We start from the raw sequence: 20,839 nt of genomic DNA, 5'->3' as shown, positions 1-20,839 counted from the left end.
CCACCGGCGGTCAGGAGCGGAAGACGGCCAGGTTCTCGTTCTCCACGATGGCGAGGGTGCGGACGAGGCGGGTGTAGCGCTCGACGAGCTCGCCCTCCCCCGCGCCCTGCCCCAGCAGGGCCGAGATGCTCTCGGCGGGGAAGAGGGAGACGATCTCCATCGCGACGGCCCGCGCGTGCTCGGAGGAGAGAGTGCGCGCGTACTCCAGAGCGCGGGTCAGCTGCGGCCTCTCCTCCCCCTCCGGACTCGCCGACGGCGCCGTCGTGGCGGCATGGCCGAGGACCGCCACGAAGACGCGGGCGATCTCGTCGACCCGGAGTGCGCGGACCAGGGTCAGCAGACGCGAGGAGACGCGGGAGACGCCGCGCGCGAGGAGCTCTCCGCTGAGGGCGCGCACCTCGATCACGTCGCCGCCGCCGAACTCGCCGGAGACGCGCTTGATGCCCGAGGCGAACAGGCTCGAGCCGGCTCCGATGCTCCGCTCGGCCTCGAGGTTGATCTCGACGCGGCCGCGGCCGGTGGCCACTCCGGAGATCCAGCGCTGCTCCACGGGCGGATGCGCGTGCACGGCGCGGACGAGGGTGCCCGGGCCCGGCCCTCCCAGGGCGCCCAGGATGACCTCGGGGGTGCGCGCCCCGGCGATCCTGGTCGAGACGCCGTTGTGCGCGGCGAGCTCGGCGGCCCGCAGCTTGGAGCGGATGCCCCCTCGGCCGGTACCGCCCTTCTGCACGCCGATGCGGCGCAGCTCCGAGATGCCCAGCTCCTCGAGGTGCACGCCCTCGGCGATGCTGCCGGCGAAGACGCCGGGGACGTCGGTGAGCAGCAGCAGCAGGTCCGCGCCGAGGAGCATCGCCAATCCGCCGGCGACGCCGTCGTTGTCCGAGCCGGCGGAGTCGATCGTGTCGTTGCCGTTGACCACGGGCACGACTCCGGCGTCGAGGGCGTGGCGGATCGCCTCGGCGACGTGTGCCATCTGCCGGGGAGAGGCGAGGTCGGACTCGCCGATGAGGATCTGCGCGATCAGGGCGCCCGAGAGCTCGGCCACCGAGCGGTAGAAGCCCATCAGGACGGTTTGGCCCACCGCTGCCGCCAGGCGGGCGCTGATCGGCTCCTCCTGCGAGCGGGCGAAGAGCGCCCGACCCGAGGAGACGGCGCCGGAGGAGACCAGCACGACGTCCCAGCCCAGCGCGCGGGCGGCGAAGGCGCTCTCGAGCGCGCTGGCCAGGAGAACGGGATCCGGACCCGACTGCTTGGTGACCGAGCTGGACCCCATCTTGACCACGAGGGTCCTTCTGCGCGGCGCGGCCGGGGCGGTGGCGTCGGAGTCGGCGGGGTCGAGCAGGGCGTCGGACATGGCTCCCATGGTAGAGGCGCGGCAGGAGGCCCTTCCTCGCCGAGACCCGGTGGAGAACGCCCCCGGACGGGGATGTCGGGGGCGGATGCGAGACTGCCCGGGACGTCTGTTACCTCCTCCTCAGTGCGCCTTGCCGGGCGGTCGCGGAAGGGTCCGAGCGGCTCGCCGGTGGATGTCGGTGGCGATTGACATACTCGAACACATGTTCGAACATGGGCAGATGAGCCCCCCTTCACCCCTCGTCTCCGCGGAGACGGCCGAGGCCGCAGAGCCCCTTCTGCGGCAGCTCGCGTCGGTGAAGGAGCTGCAGTCCCGCATCCGGGACATGCAGGCGACCACTCTCGAGACCAGGAGCCTCGCCACCCTGCCGGCCTTCTCCTCCGTGCTCCCGGGCGGCTCGCTCAAGCAGGGTGCCGCCTACTCGGTGGAGGGCTCGATGAGTCTGGCGATGGGGCTGCTCGCCGGCCCGTCCGCCGAGGGCTCGTGGTGCGGCGTGGTGGGCGTCCCGGAGTTCGGGGCCGAGGCCGCGGCCGGCATGGGGATCGACCTCGAGCGCCTGGTGCTCGTGCCCGCACCGGCCGAGCACTGGCTCACCGTCACCGCCGCTCTGGTCGATGTGCTGACCGTCGTGCTCACCCGTCCGCCCGCCTCCGTCTCCTCGGCCGACGTCTCGCGTCTGGGAGCACGACTGCGCCAGCGGGGTGCCGCGCTCGTGGTCCTCGGCGAGTGGCCCCAGGCCGAGGCGCGGCTCAGCATCCGCAGCAGCCGCTGGGAGGGGCTCGGCGACGGCCACGGCTACCTGCGCTCCCGGGAGGCGATGGTCGATGTGGTCGGCCGGGCCGGCACCCGGGTGCGCACGGTGCGGATGAGCATGCCCGGCGTCGAGAGCGCCTTCGGCTCCCGGGTCGAGCACGGCCGCCTGCACGAGCGGGCGGTCTGAGATGGCGAGCGCACCCGAGCTGCGGCGGACGATCCTCGTCTGGTGCCCCGACTGGCCCCTCCTCGCGGCCGCCGCCGACGCCGGCCTCGGCGCCGGGCACCCCCTGGCCCTCACGGAGAAGAGCCTGGTCTTCGCCTCCTCCCCCGCTGCTCGGGCGGAGGGGGTCCGGCGGGGCATGCGCGTGCGCGAGGCGCAGTCCCGTTGCACGGGTCTCGCCGTCCTCCCGTACGACCCGGTGCTCGACCACCGGGCGTTCGAGCCGATCATCCAGGCGCTCGAGGAGATCACCCCGGGCGTCCAGCTGATCAGGCCCGGTCTGTGCGCGATCCGCGCCCGCGGTCCGCGCCGCTACTACGGGAGCGAGCAGAGCGCGGCCGAGGCGATCCTGCAGCGGCTGGCCGAGCTGGGTCTCCCCGACGCCCGCATCGGGATCGCCGACGGGCTCTTCGCCTCCGAGCTCGCCGCGAAGCACTCCGGCCGCCTCGTCGCCGTCGTGCCCCCAGGAGCAGCGGCAGGCTTCCTCGCTCCTCTCCCGCTCGACGCCCTCGAGACCGAGTCCGTCGCAGCCCCTGCCCGTGCTCCCCGCCGGGGGGACGACCTGGTGGCGCTCCTGCTCAGACTCGGCGTCCGCACCCTCGGCGCCTTCGCCGCCCTCCCTCGCGAGGACGTCGCCGCCCGGTTCGGACCGGAGGGCGCCCACGCGCACCTCCTCGCCGCCGGTGCGGAGTCGGAGACGGTGGTGCCCCGGCTCCCCCCGGAGCGTCTCGACCGGGCGATGGAGTTCGAGCCCCCTCTGGACCGCATCGACCAGGCCGCCTTCGCCTTCCGCGTCCCCGCGGAGCAGTTCGTCGCCGGGCTCACCCGCGCACAGCTGGTCGCGACCGCTATCCGCATCGAGGTCGTCAGCGAGCGCGGTGAGGTCTCCTCCAGGAGCTGGCTGCACCCGAGATGGTTCACCCCGGGCGACGTGCTCGACCGGGTCCGCTGGCAGCTGCAGGGCAGCGGGGAGATCGACACCGGTCTCGGAGCTCCGATCTCGCGGCTGTGCGTCGAGCCCGAGGCGGTCGACGCGATCGGCAACCATGAGCAGGGTCTCTGGGGCACCGCTCCGGAGGAGCGCGTCCACCACGGGCTGAGCCGCGTGCAGAGCATGCTCGGGCACGAGGCCGTGATGACCGCGTCGATCGGAGGGGGTCGATCCCTCCGCGACCGCCAGCACCTGATCCCCTGGGGCGACCGGGAGCCGGGCGACGCACGGCCGAGGACCCTGCCCTGGCCCGGCTCCCTGCCGCCGCCCCTCCCGCCGACGGTCTTCGCGGAGCCCGCGGCCGTGCTGGTCCGCGGACCGAGGGGCGAACCCGTCGCGGTCGACAAGCGCGGCGCCCTCAGCTCCGTGCCCGCCTACTTCACCCCCGGGACCTCTCAGGCACGCCTGGAGCCCCTCGCCGGATGGGCGGGTCCCTGGCCGATCGACGAGCGCTGGTGGGATCCGAGCACCGCCGTCCGCTACGACCGCTTCCAGGTGGTCGACGCCGCCGGTGTCGCCTGGCTGCTGCTCTGCCTCGACGGGGTCTGGGCCGCAGAGGCCCGCTACGACTGAACCGGAGCATCCCTCCACCACCGCGAACGAGCACCGAAGGAGCCCCGATGGGCTGGAACAACCCGCCGATCCCCTGGTCGGAGTTCGAGCGCCGCCTCTCCAGCGGCAAGCGCGCCGACGGCACGGTCGTCCGGGGCGACGGCGGCGACAGTCCGGCCTGGTCGCACAAGCGCCCCGCCTACGTGGCAGGGGACGACGTCCGGCCGCCGGCTCATCCGGTCCCCTACGCCGAGCTGCACGCCCACTCCCACTTCAGCTTCCTCGACGGGGCGAGCAAGCCGGAGCAGCTGGTCGAGGAGGCGGTCCGGCTCGGCATCGACACTCTCGCGCTCACCGACCACGACGGCCTCTACGGCATCGTGAGGATGGCCGAGGCCGCGCAGGGGCACGCCGTCCGCACGGCCTTCGGAGCCGAGCTCTCGATCGGGCTCACCTCGCCTCAGAACGGGGTCGCCGATCCGGAGGGGACCCACCTGCTCGTCCTCGCGCGCCGCGAGGAGGGCTACCACCGCCTCGCCCGTGCGATCACCACTGCTCAGCTCGCCGGAGCCGAGAAGGGCAAGCCGAGCTACGACCTCGAGAAGCTCGCGCGCGCCGCCGACGGCCACTGGATCGTGCTGACGGGCTGCCGCAAGGGAGCGGTCCGTCAAGCGCTCGCCGCCGCAGGAGTGGCCGCGGCCGAGCAGGAGGTCCGCGAGCTCGTCCGGCTCTTCGGTCCCGCCAACGTCCTCGTGGAGCTGTACGACCACGGGGATCCCCTAGCCTCGCGCGCCAACGACCAGCTGGCGGCGATCGCCGAGAAGCTCCGGCTGCGGACGGTCGCCACCGGGAACGTGCACTACGCCCGGCCGGAGGAGCGCCCCCTCCAGACGGCCCTCGCCGCGGTCAGAGCACGCCGGAGCCTCGACGAGATGGACGGCTGGCTCCCCGCAGCGGGCGGCGCCCACCTGCGCTCCGGCGCCGAGATGGCCGAGCGCTTCGGCCGCTACCCCGGCTCCGTGGAGAACACGGTACGCGTCGCCGACGAGATCGCCTTCGAGCTCGGCCGAGTCCGGCCCCGGCTGCCGCGCCAGGAGGTCCCCGAGGGGCACACCCCGATGAGCTGGCTGCGCGAGCTCGTGCGCGAGGCCGTGCCGGCCAAGTACCCCCGCGCCGACGCCGACGTCCTCGCGCGCCTCGAGAAGGAGCTCGCGGTGATCGAGCAGAAGGACTTCCCGGGCTACTTCCTGATCGTCCACGACATCGTCCACTACGCCAAGCGGAACGGCATCCTCTGCCAGGGACGCGGCTCGGCCGCCAACTCGGCGGTCTGCTACGTCCTGGGCATCACGGCGGTCGACTCGATCTTCTACGACCTGCCGTTCGAGCGGTTCCTCTCCAGCATCCGCGACGAGGAGCCCGACATCGACGTCGACTTCGACTCGGAGCGACGCGAGGAGGTGATCCAGTACGTCTACCGGAAGTACGGACGTCTGAACGCGGCCCAGGTCGCCAACGTCATCACCTACCGGCCCAAGTTCGCCGTGCGCGACATGGCCAAGGCCCTCGGATACAGCGCCGGGCAGCAGGACGGCTGGTCGAAGCAGGTCGAGCGGTGGGGGTCCGTCACCGAGAGCACCGACCACGACATCCCCGAGGACGTGGTCGCCCTGACCACCCGAGTGCTGGGCACGCCCCGGCACCTGGGCATCCACTCCGGCGGCATGGTGCTGACAGACCGGCCCGTGGGCGAGGTCTGCCCGATCGAGCCCGCCCGGATGGAGGACCGCACCGTCCTGCAGTGGGACAAGGACGACTGCGCCTGGATGGGCCTGGTCAAGTTCGACCTCCTCGGGCTCGGGATGCTCGCTGCCCTGCAGTACACGTTCGACCTCGTCGCCGAGCACGTCGGCGAGCAGTGGGACCTCTCCACCCTCCCCCGGGAGGAGAAGGGCGTCTACGACCAGCTCTGCCGCGCCGATTCGATCGGGGTGTTCCAGGTCGAGAGCCGGGCGCAGATGGGCACCCTCCCCCGGCTGCAGCCGCGCCGCTTCTACGATCTGGTGATCGAGGTAGCGCTCATCCGCCCCGGCCCCATCCAGGGCGGTGCGGTCCACCCCTACATCCGCCGCAAGCTCGGCGAGGAGCCGGTGACGTACCAGCACCCCCTCCTCGTGACGCCGCTCAAGCGCACCCTCGGCGTGCCGCTCTTCCAGGAGCAGCTCATGCAGGTGGCCGTGGCCGTCGGCGACTGCAACGCGGAGGACGCCGACCTGCTGCGCCGGGCGATGGGGTCCAAGCGCGGGACCGAGAAGATCGAGACCCTCCGCGAGCGGCTCTACCAGGGGATGGCACGCAACGGCATCACGGGCGAGGTCGCGGACGACATCTACCTCCGGATCCAGGCCTTCGCGAACTTCGGCTTCGCCGAGAGCCATGCGATCAGCTTCGCCCTGCTGGTCTACGCGAGCGCCTGGCTCCGCCTGCACTACCCCGCCGCGTTCACCGCCGCGCTGCTGAGGGCGCAGCCCATGGGCTTCTACGCCCCGCACACCCTGGTCGCCGATGCCCGGCGTCACGGAGTGGAGGTCGTCTCGCCCGACGTCAACCGCTCCCTGGCGCCTCCCGGGCTCGAGGCGAAGGAGGACGCCCCCGCACGCCGGAGGGGCGGCGCCGCCTACGGGAGCGACGACTGCCTCCGCGCCGATCAGCCGCCCACGGGACTGTTCGACCGCACCGAGCACTTCCACACGGACGACCACAGGCGCGACAGCGGCTTCCTGATCCGGCTCGGGCTGGCAGGGGTGAAGGGCATCGGCACCGCGCTCGCCGAGCACATCGTCGCCGAGCGCGAACGCGGCGGACCCTACGCGAGCATGGCCAACCTCTCGCGTCGGGTCGGCACGACCGCGGCTCAGCTGGAGGCCCTCGGCGCCGCGGGCGCCTTCGACTCGCTCGGTCTGCAGCGTCGTCAGGCGCTCTGGGAGGCCGGCACCGCCGCAGGCGACCGCGAGGAGTTCCTCGCCGGCTCCACGGTCGTCGTGCAGCCCCCGCTCCTGCCCATGCTCTCCCCTCAGGAGCGCGTGGTCTTCGACTTCTGGGCCACCGGCATCTCGCCCGACGACCATCCGCTGCGCCACCTCCGCGAGGGACTCGCTCGCCGCGGCGCCCGCTCCTCGGCCGATCTCCCCGCCATCCCCTCGGGGACCCGGATCGAGGTCGGCGGGGTCGTGATCCACCGCCAACGTCCCTCCACAGCCGGTGGAGTGACCTTCCTCAACCTCGAGGACGAGCACGGGATCCTCAACGTGATCTGCTCCGTCGGAGTATGGAACCGCTACCGCCGCGTGGCCCGCGAGGCACCCGCCCTGCTGGTCAGGGGGATCCTCGAGCGCTCCGACGAGGGGGTGACGAACCTCCTCGCCGACAGGTTCGAGACCCTCACGGTCGGCGCTCGCACCACCTCCCGCAACTTCCGATGACCCCTCAGCGGCACCGCCCGCTCGCCCCACGAGAAAGCGACACCATGACCACTCTCGACCACGCCGCTCCCGCTCCGCACCTCGATGCGCCGCTCCTGAACGACCGCGAGCTGCGCGAGCGCGTCTCCTCGCTGATCGGACCGGCCTACCGCCGGGCCCTGTGGCCGATCTTCCTCGACCGCGACGGCGTGCAGCTGCCGATCCTCTACCCGGTGGACGGACTCCCCGTGCACCCCGACGAGGAGAAGACCGAGCGGATCGTCGCCACCCTCGCCAAGGCCGTGGCGCACCAGGACGTGGGCTCGCTCGCCTTCGCCCTGGAACGTCCCGGGCGCGCCTTCCTCGGCGAGACCGATCGGGTCCTCGCCCGTCACCTGGCGGCGGCGTGCCACAAGCGGGCCATCCCCCTCCGCGCGCTCCTGCTCGTCCACGACGAGGGAGTGCGGGTCGTGACCGCGACGGAGTACGCCGCGGTCACGCTCTGAGCGCTCGGGCCCGAGGCGGCCGTTCAGGACAGCGGCGGCCGGCCACCTGAACAGCCGGCCGCCACGGAGCTCAGGCGCTCAGCGTCACCAGCAGCGAGGAGGCGCCGAGATCCACCTCGGTGTCCCCGGGCTGCACCGCGTACTCCCCGACGCCGAGCAGCGTCTCCGCCACCTCCGGCAGGGCGATGCGGGCGGCGGACTCGCCGACGTTGATCGCCACGGTCACCCGACCGCGGCCGAGAGTCAGCCAGCGGGCATCCTCGTCGAACTCCACGCGGAGCGAACCGAAGCGCGGGTCCGTCAGCTCGGGGTAGCGGCGGCGGATCGCCGCCAGCTCGCGGTACACCTCGAGGGTGCGGGCGTGACGCCCCTCCCCGACCTCGGACCAGTCGAGCCGCGAGCGCAGGAACGTCTCCGGGTCCTGCGGATCGGGCACGACCTCCGGGTCCCAGCCCATCTTCGCGAACTCCTCGATGCGGCCCTTCGCCGTCGCCTCGCCCAGATCCTTCTCCGGGTGCGAGGTGAAGAACTGCCACGGGGTCGACGCCGCCCACTCCTCCCCCATGAACAGCATGGGAGTGAAAGGGCCCAGCAGCGTCAGAGCCGCGGCGATCGCGAGGCGCCCCTCGTCGAGGGTCGCCGTCAGACGGTCGCCGACCGCCCGGTTGCCGATCTGGTCGTGGTTCTGGCTGCAGACCACCAGGCGCCAGGTCGGCATGTGCTCGGTGTCCACCGGACGGCCGTGGTGGCGGCCGCGGAACGTCGGAGGGTGCCGTCGTGGAAGAAGCCCCGCGTCAGCACCTTCGCGAGGGCGCCGAGCGGCGCGAAGTCCTCGTAGTAGCCCGTGGTCTCCCCGGTCAGCGCGACGTGGACCGCGTGGTGGAAGTCGTCGCTCCACTGCGCGTCGAGCCCGTAGCCGTGCGCCTCCCGCGGAGTGATCAGCGTCGGGTCGTTGAGGTCGGACTCGGCGATCAGCGTCAGAGGGCGCCCGACGTGGGCCGACAGCACGGCCACCTCGCTCGCCATCTCCTCGAGCACGTGCACGGCCCGCTCGTCCGAGAGGGCGTGCACCGCGTCCAGGCGCAGGGCGTCGACGTGGTAGTCGCGCAGCCACATCAGAGCGTTGTCGATGATGTACCCGCGAACGGTGTCCGAACCCTCGCCGTCCAGGTTGATCGAGCTGCCCCAGGTGTTGGCCTTCTCGTTCTTGAGGTACGGGCCGAACTCCGGCAGGTAGTTGCCGCTCGGGCCGAGGTGGTTGTAGACGACGTCCTGGACCACGCCGAGGCCGGCACGGTGGGCGGCGTCCACGAAGCGCTGGTACGCCTCGGGTCCGCCGTACGGCTCGTGCACGGCGTACCAGAGGACGCCGTCGTAGCCCCAGTTGTGCGTTCCGTTCACCGCGTTGACCGGCAGCAGCTCGATGAAGTCCACGCCGATCGAGCGCAGGTGCTCGAAGCGCTCCGCCGCCGCGTCCAGGGTGCCCTCGGGTGTGAACGTACCGAGGTGCAGCTCGTAGATGACGGCGCCGGCGAGCTCGCGCCCGGTCCAGGCGGAGTCGCCCCACTCGTGCGCCGAGGGGTCGAACGTGCGCGAGAGCTCGTGCACGCCCTTCGGCTGGCGACGCGAGCGGGGGTCCGGCAGCGGACCGCTGCCGTCCACCCGGTACCCGTAGTCGACCTCGCCGGTGGCCGGGGCCGACGCGGGCGCCCGCCACCATCCGTCGTCTCCGTGGCGGGTCATCGTCAGCGACGAGTCGTCACCGAGAAGGAGCTCGACCGTCGAGGCCTCGGGGGCCCAGACGTCGAACCGCTCGGGCCCGGTCGTCGGGAGTGCGTAGCGGTAGGGAGTCGTGCTGATCACTGCTGTCTCCAGGAGGGGTCGGATCGGTCTGCGGTGCGGTGCGGAACCGGTCAGGAGACCGGGGCGAGCAGTGCCACGGGGTAGTCGGCGAGGATCTCGGCGACCGGAGTCACTCCTCCCGCGAAGGTGCGGCCGGTGAGGACGTCCTCCATCGGGTGCCCGGGCAGGACCACGACCGTGCCGTTCCACCCGCCCGAAGCGGCGAGGCCCTCGGGGAGCCTGGTCGCGACGGTCAGCGCGCCGCCGCGATCGAAGGCGATCGCGTGCTCGGCGGCGGGCCCGATCGCGGGGACGGCGGCGTAGCGGGTGAACAGCTCGGGGCGGTCGCGGCGGAGCCGGAGGGCGCGTGAGGTGACGAGGAGCTTCGCGGCTCCCTCGGCGTCGATCGCGGGCTTCCAGCCGCCGTCGATCCGCTCCAGCAGCGCTCGACGCTGCCCGAAGTCGACCTCGCGGCGGTTGTCCGGGTCGACGAGGGAGGTCTCCCAGAGCTCGCTGCCCTGGTAGACGTCCGGGATGCCCGGGGCGGTGATCTGCACGAGCTTCGCGGCGAGGCCGTTCGACCAGCCGGCGGCCGACACCCGCTCGACGGTCTGCTCGACCAGCCGGCGGACGGCGGGCTCGTCGAACGCCGCGTCTATCGCCGCGTGCATCCGCTTCTCGAACTGCTCGTCAGGAGCGGTCCAGTGCGTCGAGTCGTCGGCCTCGCGCGACGCCTTCTCGGCGTAGGCGTGCAGGCGCTCGCGGCTCGCGGGCCAGGTCCCCACGACGGCCTCCCAGAGCAGGTGCTCGATCGGGCCGTCGCCGAAGCCGACGAGGGCGTGGAGCTCGCGGAGCGTCGCCGCCCACGCCTCCGGGTCCTCGGCCAGTGCGGTGATGCGGGCACGGGTGTCCTCGCCGCGCTTCGTGTCGTGGGTCGAGAGCGTGGTGAGCGAGGCGGGGAACGAGGCCTGGCGCACGGCCTGGCGGCGGTGGAACTCGACCAGGTCGATCGCGAACTCGTCCGGGTCCGCTCCGACCTCGTTCAGCGAGGTGAGGCGGCTGAAGCGGTAGAACGCCGTGTCCTCGACGCCCTTCGCCATCACCATGCCGGAGGTCTGCTGGAAGCGCACGGACACCGGAGTGCCGGTCTCGCCGAGCGCCGCGGCGACCTCGTCGATGGTCGCGCGGATCTCGGGACGGCGGCGCACGGCGTCGACGCGGGCGTGCTCGAGGTGCTCCGCTCCGTAGGGGAGGTAGCTGCGGTAGACCGGGTAGGTCGCCAGGAGCTCCGCCAGCGCGTCGTCCGCTCCCTCGATGCCGGGGATCAGGCGGGCCAGCCGCAGGACCTCGGAGCGGAGGATGCCGTCGGCGATGCCGCGCTTGGTGTCGTGGATGAGGTCGGCCCACTGCAGCGGGGCGCCCTTCCCCGTGAGCTCGGCGTCGAGGCCCTCCAGCACGGGGCGGGCGTCGGGGTCGACCAGGATGCGGTCGACGTCGGCCAGGGCGTCGTAGCCCGTGGTGCCGACGGTCGCCCAGTGCGGCGGGAGCTCCTCGTCGCCCTCGAGGATCTTCTCGACCCAGACCGGGGCGCCGCCGATCGCGCGGGCCAGGTCGTCGAGGTATCCGCCCGGGTCGGCCAGGCCGTCCGGGTGGTCGACGCGCAGGCCGTCTGCGAGCCCCTCGGTGAACCAGCGGACGATCTCGGCGTGCGAGGCGTCGAACACCTCGGGCCGCTCGACCGTGATGGCGGCGAGGGTGTTCACCGCGAAGAAGCGGCGGTAGTTCAGCTCGGCGTCGGCGCGGCGCCAGTTCACGAGCTCGTAGCTCTGGCGCTCGTGCACCGTGCGGCCGGAGTCGCCGGGCTCGGCGGTGCCGGGCGCGATCGGCAGGCGGTTCTCGTAGTAGTGCAGCTCGTCGCCGACGACCTCGAGCGCGTCGAGCTCGCTGTCGCTGTCTCCCTCGCTCGCACCGTCGCCGAGGACCGGCACGCGCAGCTTCCCGCCCCCCGCCTCCCAGTCGATGTCGAAGGCGGTGGCGTAGCGGGAGGACTTCCCGTTCCTCAGCAGGTCCCACCACCACGAGTTCTCGCTCGGGGTCGCGACGCCCATGTGGTTGGGGACGATGTCGATGAGGACGCCGAGGCCCTCCGCCCGCGCCGCGGCCGAGGCGTTCGCCAGGCCGGCCGCGCCACCGCGATCGGGATCGACCTCGGTGTGGTCCACCACGTCGTAGCCGTGGTCCGAGCCGGGCTCGGCCTTCAGCAGCGGCGAGAAGTACAGCCAGTCCGCTCCGAGCGCGCGCACGTAGTCGGCGACGCGGGCGGCGTCGTCGAGGTCGAACGCCGACCGGATCTGGAGGCGGTAGGTGGAGGCGGGCAGACGCACGTCAGGCTCCTGTCGAGGGTGCGGTCGCGGAGTCGGTCGACTCGGCGTGGGGGCTGGTGGGTCCCGTCGAGGAGACGATCGGGATGGCCGAGGTGGCGGCCAGGGACGCGAGCGAGGCGGCGACCGAGTGGTCGACCTCGGGCTCGGGGGTGCTGTGCTCCTGAAGGATGACGAGCGACTTCGCCTGGACGGTGAGCATGGCCCCCGCCGGACGCGGGATCGAGTCCGCCTCGGCGCCGGCGGTGTCGACGAGGACGCTCCACTCGAGCGCGTACTCGTCGCTCGGGATCGCGAACTCGACGTCGACGTCGTCGGCGTTGAAGTACAGGAGGAAGCTGTCGTCGGTGACGGGGCGGCCGCGCTGGTCGCGCTCGCGGATCCCGTTGCCGTTGAGGTAGATGCCCACCGATCGGCCGAGACCGGAGTCCCAGTCGGACGGGGACATCTCGGTGCCGGCGGCGGTGAACCAGACGATGTCGGGCAGGGGCTCGCCGTCGCCGCGCAGGACGGGGCGGCCGTCGAAGAAGCGCATGCGTCGGAAGGTCGGGTGCTCGGCGCGCAGGCGGATGAGCGCCGCGGTGAACTCGAGCAGCGGCCGGTCGGCGTGCGCCCAGTCGATCCAGGTCAGCTCGCTGTCCTGGGCGTAGGTGTTGTTGTTGCCGTTCTGGGTCCGGCCCAGCTCGTCGCCGTGGAGGATCATCGGGACGCCCTGGGAGATCAGCATCGTCGCGAGGAAGTTCCGCTGCTGGCGTGCCCGGAGCGCGAGCACCCGCGGGTCGTCCGTGGGCCCCTCCACGCCGTGGTTCCAGGAGCGGTTGTGCGACTCCCCGTCGTTGCCGTCCTCGCCGTTGGCGTCGTTGTGCTTCTCGTTGTACGAGACCAGGTCCCGGAGGGTGAAGCCGTCGTGCGCCGTGACGAAGTTGATCGAGGCGACCGGGTAGCGGCCCGAGTGCGCGTAGAGGTCGGCCGAGCCGGTGAGGCGCGAGGCGAACTCCCCCAGCGTCGACGGCTCGCCGCGCCAGAAGTCGCGGACCGTGTCGCGGTACTTGCCGTTCCACTCCGTCCACTGGGGCGGGAAGTTCCCCACCTGGTAGCCGCCGGGCCCGACGTCCCACGGCTCGGCGATCAGCTTCACCTGCGAGACCACCGGGTCCTGCTGGACGAGCTCGAAGAAGGTGGAGAGCCGGTCGACGTCGTAGAACTCGCGTGCCAGCGCCGAGGCGAGGTCGAAGCGGAAGCCGTCGACGCGCATCTCCGTCACCCAGTAGCGCAGCGAGTCCATGATCAGCTGGAGCGAGTGCGGGTGGCGCACGTTCAGGGTGTTCCCGGTGCCGGTGTAGTCCATGTAGTAGCGCTTGTCGTCGTCGACGAGGCGGTAGTACGCCTCGTTGTCGATGCCGCGGAACGACAGGGTGGGGCCGAGGTGGTTGCCCTCCGCCGTGTGGTTGTAGACCACGTCGAGGATGACCTCGATGCCGGCCGCGTGGAGCGCCTTCACCATGCTCTTGAACTCCTGGACCTGCTGGCCCTGGTCGCCCGTGGAGGAGTAGGTGTTCTGCGGTGCGAAGAAGCCGATCGTGTTGTAGCCCCAGTAGTTCGAGAGGCCCTTGTCCATCAGCGTCGAATCGTTCACGAACTGGTGCACGGGCATGAGCTCGATCGCCGAGACGCCCAGGTGCTTGAGGTGGTCGATCACCGCGGGGTGGGCGACTCCGGCGTAGGTGCCGCGGAGCTCCTCCGGCACGTCGGGATGCGTCTTGGTGAGCCCCTTCACGTGCGCCTCGTAGATCACGGTGCTGTCGTAGGAGGTGCGCGGGCGGCGGTCACCGGCCCAGTCGAAGAAGGGGTTGATGACGACGCCCATCATCATGTGCGGCGCCGAGTCCTCGTCGTTCGTCGAGTCCGGGTCGCCGAAGGTGTACGAGAAGAGGGACTGGTCCCAGTCGATCTCCCCCGAGATCGCCTTCGCGTAGGGGTCCAGCAGCAGCTTGTTCGGGTTGCAGCGGTGGCCGGCATCGGGGTCGTACGGTCCGTGGATGCGGAAGCCGTAGCGCTGGCCCGGCTGGACCTGCGGAAGGTAGCAGTGCCAGACGTAGGCGTCCGACTCCTGGATCTCGACGCGCGTCTCGGTGCCGTCCTCCTCGAAGAGGCACAGCTCGACGCGCTCGGCGATCTCACTGAACAGGGCGAAGTTCGTGCCGCTTCCGTCGAACGTCGCGCCCAACGGGTAGGCGGTTCCGGGCCAGGTCTCCACGAGACTCCTCAGGGGATTGTTCTCGGGCAGTCCGGGAGACGCCGATGTGCGGTCTGCGGATGCCCGACGTCGGGGGTGATGGTCCGTCACTTCCGCGACGGACCGACTGCTCAGCTTAGCGAGCGTGTCTCGAGCATTCCCCTGACGGTCAGCGCTCATCGCGCGGTCCTCCTCCGGTGGTCACGACCGGCGGCCGGAACCGCCGTCCGGTTCGTCCTGCGGGCGCGTGAGCGGGCAGGTCGTTCCGGTGGGTCACGCTCGAACAGTACGGTCGCGCCCGGTCCGCCGGGGAGGGCTGGCGCCGCGCCGGGTGCATCGGCTAGAACGCGCCGGAGGGGCTGTCCGGCCCACGCGGAGGGGCCGGCCGGGCTGGGCGGGAGCAGCGATCGGCCCCGTCGTCAGGGCCACGTCACCACGGACCGGGGCGCCGCACCGCGATCAGTGCGAGCCGAGCCTGCGCCGCAGGAGGTCGATCCGCGCCTGCAGCTGGGTCACGCTCGCCTGCGCCACCGCGGGTCCGCCGCAGAGCCGGCGCAGCTCGGTGTGCACCTGGCCGTGCGACTCGCCCGTCCCCCGTGCCCACAGGCCGACCAGGGAGTTGAGCAGGCTGCGCTGCTCCTTGAGCGTGCGGTAGAGCGGCGCCGGGATCTCGCTCGCCGGCTCGGCCGGGGCCGCCGCGCCCGCGCGGCTGCCGGCGCGCTTGGCCTGCCGCTGCTGCCGGTGCTGGAGCAGCTCCCGCACCTGGTCGGGCTCCAGGAGCCCCGGCAGTCCGATGAAGTCGAGCTCCTCCTCGCTCTCGACCTCGACCTCCATCCCGAACTCGGCGCCCTCGTAGACGACGCGGTCGAAGGTGGCGGCCGAGCCGATCGACTCGAAGCGGCCCTCCTCCAGGAGATCCGAGGACGCCTTCTCGCTGCGCTCGGCGTCGGCCATCAGATCGGCCTCGGGGTACTCCTCGTCGTCGGAGGTCCTGCGGTCGAGCGCGTGATCGCGCTGCAGCTCCATCGAGCCCGCCAGCGCGAGCAGGCCGGGCACGTTCGGGAGGAACACCGAGGCGGTCTCGCCGCGGCGCCGCGCGCGCACGAAGCGGCCGATCGCCTGGGCGAAGAACAGAGGAGTCGACGCCGATGTCGCGTACACGCCGACGGCGAGCCTCGGCACGTCGACGCCCTCGGAGACCATGCGGACCGCGACCATCCAGCGACTGGTGTCCTTCGCGAACTCCTCGATCCGGTCGCTCGCCTCCTTCTCGTCGGAGAGCACGACGGTGACGGTCTCGCCGCTGATCTCGCGGAGCATGGCGGCGTAGGCGCGCGCGGTGTAGTGGTCGGTCGCGATGACCAGGCCGCCGGCGTCGGGCACGGCGCGCCGCACCTCGGTGAGGCGGGTGTTGGCGGCGCGGAGGACCGAGGGGATCCAGTCGCCCTTCGGGTCCAGCGCGGTCCGCCAGGCCTGCGAGGTGATGTCCTTGGTGTTGCCCTCGCCGAGCCGCGCCTCCATCTCGTCGCCGGCCTTCGACTTCCAGCGCATCTGCCCGGCGTAGACCATGAACAGCACCGGCCGGACGACGCCGTCCGCGAGCGCGCGGCCGTAGCCGTAGGCGTAGTCGGTGAGCGAGGTGCGGATGCCCTCCTCGTCCGGCAGGTAGCTGACGAACGGGATCGCCGCCGTGTCCGAGCGGAACGGCGTCCCGGTCAGCGAGAGCCGGCGGACGGCGGGCTCGAAGGCCTCGCGCACCGCGTCGCCCCAGCTGAGGGCGTCGCCGGCGTGGTGCACCTCGTCGAGGATGACGAGGGTGCGGCCGGACAGGGTGAGCTCGCGGTGGAGCTCGGCGCGGACGGCGACCTGCGCGTAGGTGACGGCGACGCCGTGGTAGTGGCGGGCGTGGCGGCCCATGCGGTTGGTGAAGGTCGGGTCCAGGCGGATGCCGACGCGGTGCGCGGCCTCGGCCCACTGGCGCTTGAGGTGCTCCGTCGGTGCGACCACGGTGATCCGGTCGACCGTGCGGTTGTGCAGCAGCTCGGCGGCCAGCCGCAGCGCGAAGGTGGTCTTGCCCGCGCCCGGGGTCGCGGCGGCCAGGAAGTCGCGCGGCTCGTGCTGGAAGTAGGCCTCGAGCGCCTCCGCCTGCCAGGCGCGGAGCTTGTTCGCGGTACCCCACGGTGCCCTGCCCGGGAAGGACGGGGACAGGTGCTCAGCGGCGGAGGTGCCGACCTGATGACCGAAGCTCGAGGGACTGTTCACGTGGACCGAATCTAGCCGACGCCTCCGACAGCGGCTCGGTCTCCGCGGCCCGCCGGGAGGCGCACGGCGTGTCGCGCCGTGCCACCGACGGCCGGGTGCGGAGCATGATGGAGGGATGGTCGAGCAGCGTCATCCGTGGTCCCGCTACGTCGCCCTGGGCGACTCCTTCACCGAGGGGATCGGCGATCCGGAGCCCGGCAGCCCCGGCGGGCACCGCGGCTGGGCGGACCGCGTGGCGGAGGTCCTGGGCAGCCAGAACGAGGACTTCGCCTACGCCAACCTGGCGGTGCGCGGCCGCCTCCTGCAGCAGATCGTCGACGAGCAGGTCGAGCCCGCCCTGGAGCTGCGCCCCGATCTCATCACCATCTCCGCGGGCGGGAACGACGTCATCCGCCCGGGGACCGACCCCGACGACATCGCGTCCCGCTTCGAGTCGGGCCTCGCCCGGCTCCGCTCCGACGGGGCGACCGTCGTCCTCTTCACCGGAGTGGACGTGGGCTTCTCCCCCGTGTTCGGGCGGATCCGCGGGAAGGTCGCGATCTACAACGAGAACCTGCGGGCGCTGGCCAAGCGGTACGACTGCATCGTCGCCGACCAGTGGTCCCTCCAGGAGATCCAGGACGTGCGGATGTGGGCGCCGGACCGCCTGCACCTCAACCCGCACGGCCACCACGAGGTCGCGCGCATGGTCCTCGAGTCGCTGAACGTCGAGAACGACCTGCGCCCCCTCGCCCCGGAGCCGCTGCACGCCCGCACCTGGCGTGCCGCCCGCACGGAGGACATCCAGTGGGCGCGGGAGTACCTCGTGCCGTGGGTGCTGCGCCGAGTCCGCCACCAGTCCTCCGGCGACTTCATCACCGCCAAGCGGCCCTCCGCCGAGCGCTGGAGCACCGATCCCGGGGCCTCGGAGCCGGGCTCGGTCGTGCCGGGTAACGCGACGCCGGAGGAGGTCGCCGAGGACATCGCGACCGCCGGCGTGCGGATCGTCGGCGACCGGGCCGCGGATCCCCTGGCCTGATCCGCTCCCGGGAGGCGGCGGCTCGCCCCGCGCTCAGCCGAACAGCTCGGCCGGGTGGCCGAGGCGCCAGGCGAAGCCCGGGTCCTCGATCGACCCGTCGGCGACGAGGGGAAGCTCGTACGGGGTGCCGTTGACGTCGACGGTCGCGGTCCCCACGCGCTCGCCGTCGGCGACGGTCTCGAGCGGATCGAGGGCGACCGTGGTCGTCGTCGAGACCGCGCCCCACACCAGCACGGACCGCGCCTCCGCGGTCTCGGCCGTCGCCGTCTCCCCCCAGGCGCTCGTGAGGGTGCCGTAGTCCTGGCCCTCGACGGTCAGCGGGACGGTCCGGAAGCCCGCCTCGACGGTCGGGACGAGGGTCAGCACGTCCGCGGCGAGCTGCGGGTGCGTACGCGCGCCCACCACCACGCCGACCAGGGTGACCGGCCGGCCCTCGACGGTCGAGTCGAGCGAGAACAGCAGGCACGACCCCGCCTCGTCGGTCGTCCCCGTCTTGATCCCGTCCACTCCCGAGCGGCCGAGGAGCGAGTTGGTGTTGTCGACCTCGCCGACCCCCGGGATGACCGCGGTCGGCATCGCGACGATCGGAGCGAGCACCGGGTCCGCGATCAGCAGCTCGCCCAGGCGCACCATCTCGGCCGTCGTGCTGACCGTCGCCGGCGAGAGCCCGCTGGTGTCGGCGAGGGAGGTCCGCTCGAGCCCCTGCCCGTCGAGCCAGCCGCGCGCCGCGGCGAGGAAGGCGTCCTCCGAGCCGTACGCCCAGATCGCGAGGGACTTCGCGTAGTTGTTCGCGGACGGGAGCATCATGGCGGTCAGCGCCTCCCGCTCGGTCAGCTGCAGACCCGCGGTGACCGGAGCGTTCGAGCCGTTCTCGGCCAGGGTGTCGTTGTAGTACTGCACGTCCGCGCTCGTGAAGGTGATGGTCTCCCCGTCCGTCCCCTCTGCGATCGGCTTCGCCGCGAGGACGACGAGAGCGGTGACGACCTTGGCGATGCTCCCCGTCGGCACGGTTCCGGTGGAGCCGTAGCGGGCGAGCAGCCCGTCCTCCTCCGTCCCGTCGATGCCCACGGCCGCCACGGCGCCGGAGCCGTAGGCCGGCCAGGCCAGAGCGGGCGCGTCGACGGTGCTCGAGACGGGGTCCACCGCGACGGCGCTCGCCGTCGGCAGCTCCGCGGTCGCCGCGTTGGTCGCGTAGGCACCGCCTCCACCGACCAGCACGGTCGCGGCGACGAGACCGGCGACGACTGCCCCGCGCCGTCGACGCGGTCGCGGCTCCGGCGCGGCGGGCTCCCCGAACAGGTCGAGGGCGTCGTCGGATCGGGTCGGGGAGGTCACCCCGTCATCGTACGGGCGGGCCTCTCCCCCGTCCCGGACGCCGCCCCGTCGTCGGACGCGGCGGGTGACGCGCGGCACCGACCCCGATCCAGCGGCGGGAGCGTCAGCAGCAGGTCACCGCGGGGCCGCCGAGCGCCGGAGCCGGGCGGTCAACGCCCGCGGGTCAGCGCCCACAGTGCGACGGCGCTCGCCGAGGCCACGTTGAGCGAGTCGACGCCGTGCAGCATCGGGATGGTGACGACGGTGTCCGATGCGTCCAGCGCCGCGCGGCTGAGGCCGTCCCCCTCGGCGCCCAGGACGATCGCGACGCGCTCGGGGCGAGCCGCCGCGTACTCGTCGAGCGGCACCGCGTCCGGAGCGAGCGCCAGCGCGGCGACCGAGAACCCGGCCTCCTCCAGAGCGCGGCGAGCCGGTGCCCACTCAGGGGTGCGCGTCCACGGCACCTGCAGGACCGTGCCCATGCTCACCCGGACGCTGCGACGGTACAGGGGGTCCGCGCAGCGCGGCGTCACGAGGACCGCGTCCGCGCCCATGCCGGCCGCGGCGCGGAAGACGGCGCCGACGTTGGTGTGGTCGACCAGGTCCTCCAGGATCACGACGAGGCGCGCGCCCTCCAGCAGCTCGGCCATCGGCCGCAGCGGCGGACGGTGCATCGAGGCGAGCGCTCCGCGGTGGAGGTGGAACCCGGTCAGCTCCTCGATCAGCGGATCCGGCGCCACGAAGACCGGCACCTCGGAATGACGCTCGAGCACCCCGGCCGCGTCCGGCAGCCGCTTCTCCTGCACCAGGACCGAGCGGGGACGGTGCCCGGCGTCTAGCGCCCGCTCGATCACCTTGGCCGACTCGGCGATGTACAGACCGCCCTCCGGCTCCAGCACCCGCCGCAGCGCCACGTCGGTGAGGCGGTGGTAGTCGGCGAGGAGCGGGTGGTCGAGGTCGGTGATGTGCACGATCGGCATCCCGGCAATCTAGGGCACGGCGCGGACTAAACTCGTCCAGGGGCCGCTCGAACGGCCCTCGAAGGAGGCGCGGATGGAGTCGAGTCCGACACCGGTCGCCGAGGGCCCCGAGGCGCTCGCGGTCGAGCAGGCCGTCGAACTCCTCAGCGGGCGCCGCATCGCCGCCGTCACCGGCGCGGGCATGAGCACCGACTCGGGCATCCCCGACTACCGCGGAGCCGGGGCACCGGTGCGCAGCCCGATGACCTACTCCCAGTTCGTCGCCGATCCCGACTACCGCCGCCGGTACTGGGCCGGCAGCCAGCTCGGCTGGCGCCGCTTCACCAGCACGCGCCCCAACGACGGCCACCGGGCCCTGGCCCGGCTCGAGGAGCGCGGCCTGCTCACGGGCGTCGTCACGCAGAACGTCGACGGCCTGCACGTCCGAGCCGGTTCGCGCCGCGTGGTGGATCTGCACGGCTCGGCGGACCGTGTGCGCTGCATGACCTGCGGCCAGTACTTCGCCCGCGACGCGGTGGCCGAGCGGATCGAGGCGCTCAACCCCTGGCTCGACGACCCCGACGTCTCCTCCCTCAACCCCGACGGCGACGCCGAGGTCCACGACGTCTCGGCGATGACCGTCCCCGAGTGCACGGTCTGCGGCGGGATCCTGAAGCCGGACATCGTCTTCTTCGGCGAGTTCATCCCGACCGAGCGGTTCGAGGAGGCGCGCGCCATCGTCGCGGGCGCCGACGCCCTGCTCGTCGCCGGCTCGTCGCTCGTGGTCAACTCCGGCATCCGCTTCCTCGAGATCGCCCGTCGCGCCCGGATGCCGATCGTGATCGTCAACCGCGGCACCACCAAGGGCGACTCGCGCGCGAGCATCAAGATCGACGGCGGCACCAGCGAGGTGCTCCGCGAGCTCGCCGAGCGCCTGCCCGCGCGCCGCACCGCCGCCCTCTGAGCTCCCGCCCGCTCCGCACCCGA

General features: G+C 72.5%; 12 protein-coding genes and 1 pseudogene. 6 read left to right on the top strand and 7 right to left on the bottom strand.

All coding sequences use genetic code 11. The annotated features are described in order from the left end of the window. Positions 1-10: 10 nt before the first annotated feature. Positions 11-1,354 carry a glutamate 5-kinase gene (gene proB / locus C5C53_RS08765; RefSeq protein ID WP_181127736.1) on the bottom strand — a complete coding sequence of 448 codons (1,344 nt, stop codon included), beginning with the start codon at positions 1,352-1,354 and terminating at the stop codon, positions 11-13. A gap of 220 nt (positions 1,355-1,574) precedes the next feature. On the opposite strand from proB, the gene C5C53_RS08760 reads away from it, so the two are divergent. The 4 genes from C5C53_RS08760 to C5C53_RS08745 are packed head-to-tail and all read left to right on the top strand — an operon-like array spanning position 1,575 to position 7,840. Beyond that, positions 1,575-2,294: a hypothetical protein gene (locus C5C53_RS08760; protein WP_104225270.1), complete on the top strand. Its 720-nt coding sequence runs from the start codon at positions 1,575-1,577 to the stop codon at positions 2,292-2,294. Between the two features lies 1 nt (position 2,295). Next, positions 2,296-3,894 carry a DNA polymerase Y family protein gene (locus tag C5C53_RS08755; protein WP_104267335.1) on the top strand — a complete coding sequence of 533 codons (1,599 nt, stop codon included), beginning with the start codon at positions 2,296-2,298 and terminating at the stop codon, positions 3,892-3,894. A 47-nt stretch (positions 3,895-3,941) separates the two neighbouring features. Beyond that, a complete protein-coding gene (locus tag C5C53_RS08750; RefSeq protein WP_104267334.1) occupies positions 3,942-7,355 on the top strand; it encodes an error-prone DNA polymerase in 3,414 nt (1,137 codons plus the stop codon). 44 nt (positions 7,356-7,399) lie between these two features. Further along, entirely contained in the window at positions 7,400-7,840 is a 441-nt protein-coding gene (locus tag C5C53_RS08745) for a hypothetical protein (protein WP_104221992.1), read from the top strand. Positions 7,841-7,910: 70 nt separating this feature from the next. Here the strand turns inward: C5C53_RS08745 and treZ are convergent. The 4 genes and pseudogenes from treZ to C5C53_RS08725 form a co-directional block, all read right to left on the bottom strand. Then, a pseudogene (treZ, locus tag C5C53_RS08740) lies at positions 7,911-9,703 on the bottom strand (malto-oligosyltrehalose trehalohydrolase). Between the two features lie 50 nt (positions 9,704-9,753). After that, the gene (gene treY, locus C5C53_RS08735; protein WP_104267333.1) at positions 9,754-12,066 is read right to left on the bottom strand and encodes a malto-oligosyltrehalose synthase; all 2,313 of its coding nucleotides are present in this window, start codon (positions 12,064-12,066) and stop codon (positions 9,754-9,756) included. A 1-nt stretch (position 12,067) separates the two neighbouring features. Beyond that, a complete protein-coding gene (gene glgX / locus C5C53_RS08730; protein ID WP_104237465.1) occupies positions 12,068-14,320 on the bottom strand; it encodes a glycogen debranching protein GlgX in 2,253 nt (750 codons plus the stop codon). A 438-nt stretch (positions 14,321-14,758) separates the two neighbouring features. After that, positions 14,759-16,561, bottom strand: a complete 1,803-nt coding sequence (locus tag C5C53_RS08725) for a DEAD/DEAH box helicase (protein ID WP_104254993.1) — start codon at positions 16,559-16,561, stop codon at positions 14,759-14,761. Positions 16,562-16,676: 115 nt separating this feature from the next. Between C5C53_RS08725 and C5C53_RS08720 the strand changes: the two genes are divergently transcribed. After that, positions 16,677-17,579, top strand: a complete 903-nt coding sequence (locus tag C5C53_RS08720) for an SGNH/GDSL hydrolase family protein (RefSeq protein WP_104267332.1) — start codon at positions 16,677-16,679, stop codon at positions 17,577-17,579. Between the two features lie 33 nt (positions 17,580-17,612). Here the strand turns inward: C5C53_RS08720 and C5C53_RS08715 are convergent, their stop codons facing one another. Beyond that, positions 17,613-18,914: a D-alanyl-D-alanine carboxypeptidase family protein gene (locus C5C53_RS08715; RefSeq protein WP_181065652.1), complete on the bottom strand. Its 1,302-nt coding sequence runs from the start codon at positions 18,912-18,914 to the stop codon at positions 17,613-17,615. 149 nt (positions 18,915-19,063) lie between these two features. After that, positions 19,064-19,873 (bottom strand): RNA methyltransferase, encoded by an 810-nt coding sequence (locus C5C53_RS08710; RefSeq protein ID WP_104225277.1) that lies wholly within the window; start codon positions 19,871-19,873, stop codon positions 19,064-19,066. 73 nt (positions 19,874-19,946) lie between these two features. On the opposite strand from C5C53_RS08710, the gene C5C53_RS08705 reads away from it, so the two are divergent. Continuing rightward, positions 19,947-20,816 (top strand): Sir2 family NAD-dependent protein deacetylase, encoded by an 870-nt coding sequence (locus C5C53_RS08705; protein WP_104221978.1) that lies wholly within the window; start codon positions 19,947-19,949, stop codon positions 20,814-20,816. Positions 20,817-20,839: the final 23 nt, after the last annotated feature.

Origin of the sequence: Rathayibacter sp. AY1E3 (genome assembly GCF_002932235.1) — a bacterium.
Taxonomy (GTDB): domain Bacteria; phylum Actinomycetota; class Actinomycetes; order Actinomycetales; family Microbacteriaceae; genus Rathayibacter.
The sequence above is the reverse complement of the archived record's forward strand: the minus strand, read 5'-3'. Positions and strand labels throughout refer to the sequence as shown.

Excerpts from the sequence above, each read along its gene's own strand:
- proB (WP_181127736.1), bottom strand. The coding sequence starts at position 1,354 with ATGTCCGACGCCCTGCTCGACCCCGCCGACTCCGACGCCACCGCCCCG.
- C5C53_RS08760 (WP_104225270.1), top strand. The coding sequence starts at position 1,575 with ATGAGCCCCCCTTCACCCCTCGTCTCCGCGGAGACGGCCGAGGCCGCA.
- C5C53_RS08755 (WP_104267335.1), top strand. The coding sequence starts at position 2,296 with ATGGCGAGCGCACCCGAGCTGCGGCGGACGATCCTCGTCTGGTGCCCC.
- C5C53_RS08750 (WP_104267334.1), top strand. The coding sequence starts at position 3,942 with ATGGGCTGGAACAACCCGCCGATCCCCTGGTCGGAGTTCGAGCGCCGC.
- C5C53_RS08745 (WP_104221992.1), top strand. The coding sequence starts at position 7,400 with ATGACCACTCTCGACCACGCCGCTCCCGCTCCGCACCTCGATGCGCCG.
- C5C53_RS08720 (WP_104267332.1), top strand. The coding sequence starts at position 16,677 with ATGGTCGAGCAGCGTCATCCGTGGTCCCGCTACGTCGCCCTGGGCGAC.
- C5C53_RS08710 (WP_104225277.1), bottom strand. The coding sequence starts at position 19,873 with ATGCCGATCGTGCACATCACCGACCTCGACCACCCGCTCCTCGCCGAC.
- C5C53_RS08705 (WP_104221978.1), top strand. The coding sequence starts at position 19,947 with ATGGAGTCGAGTCCGACACCGGTCGCCGAGGGCCCCGAGGCGCTCGCG.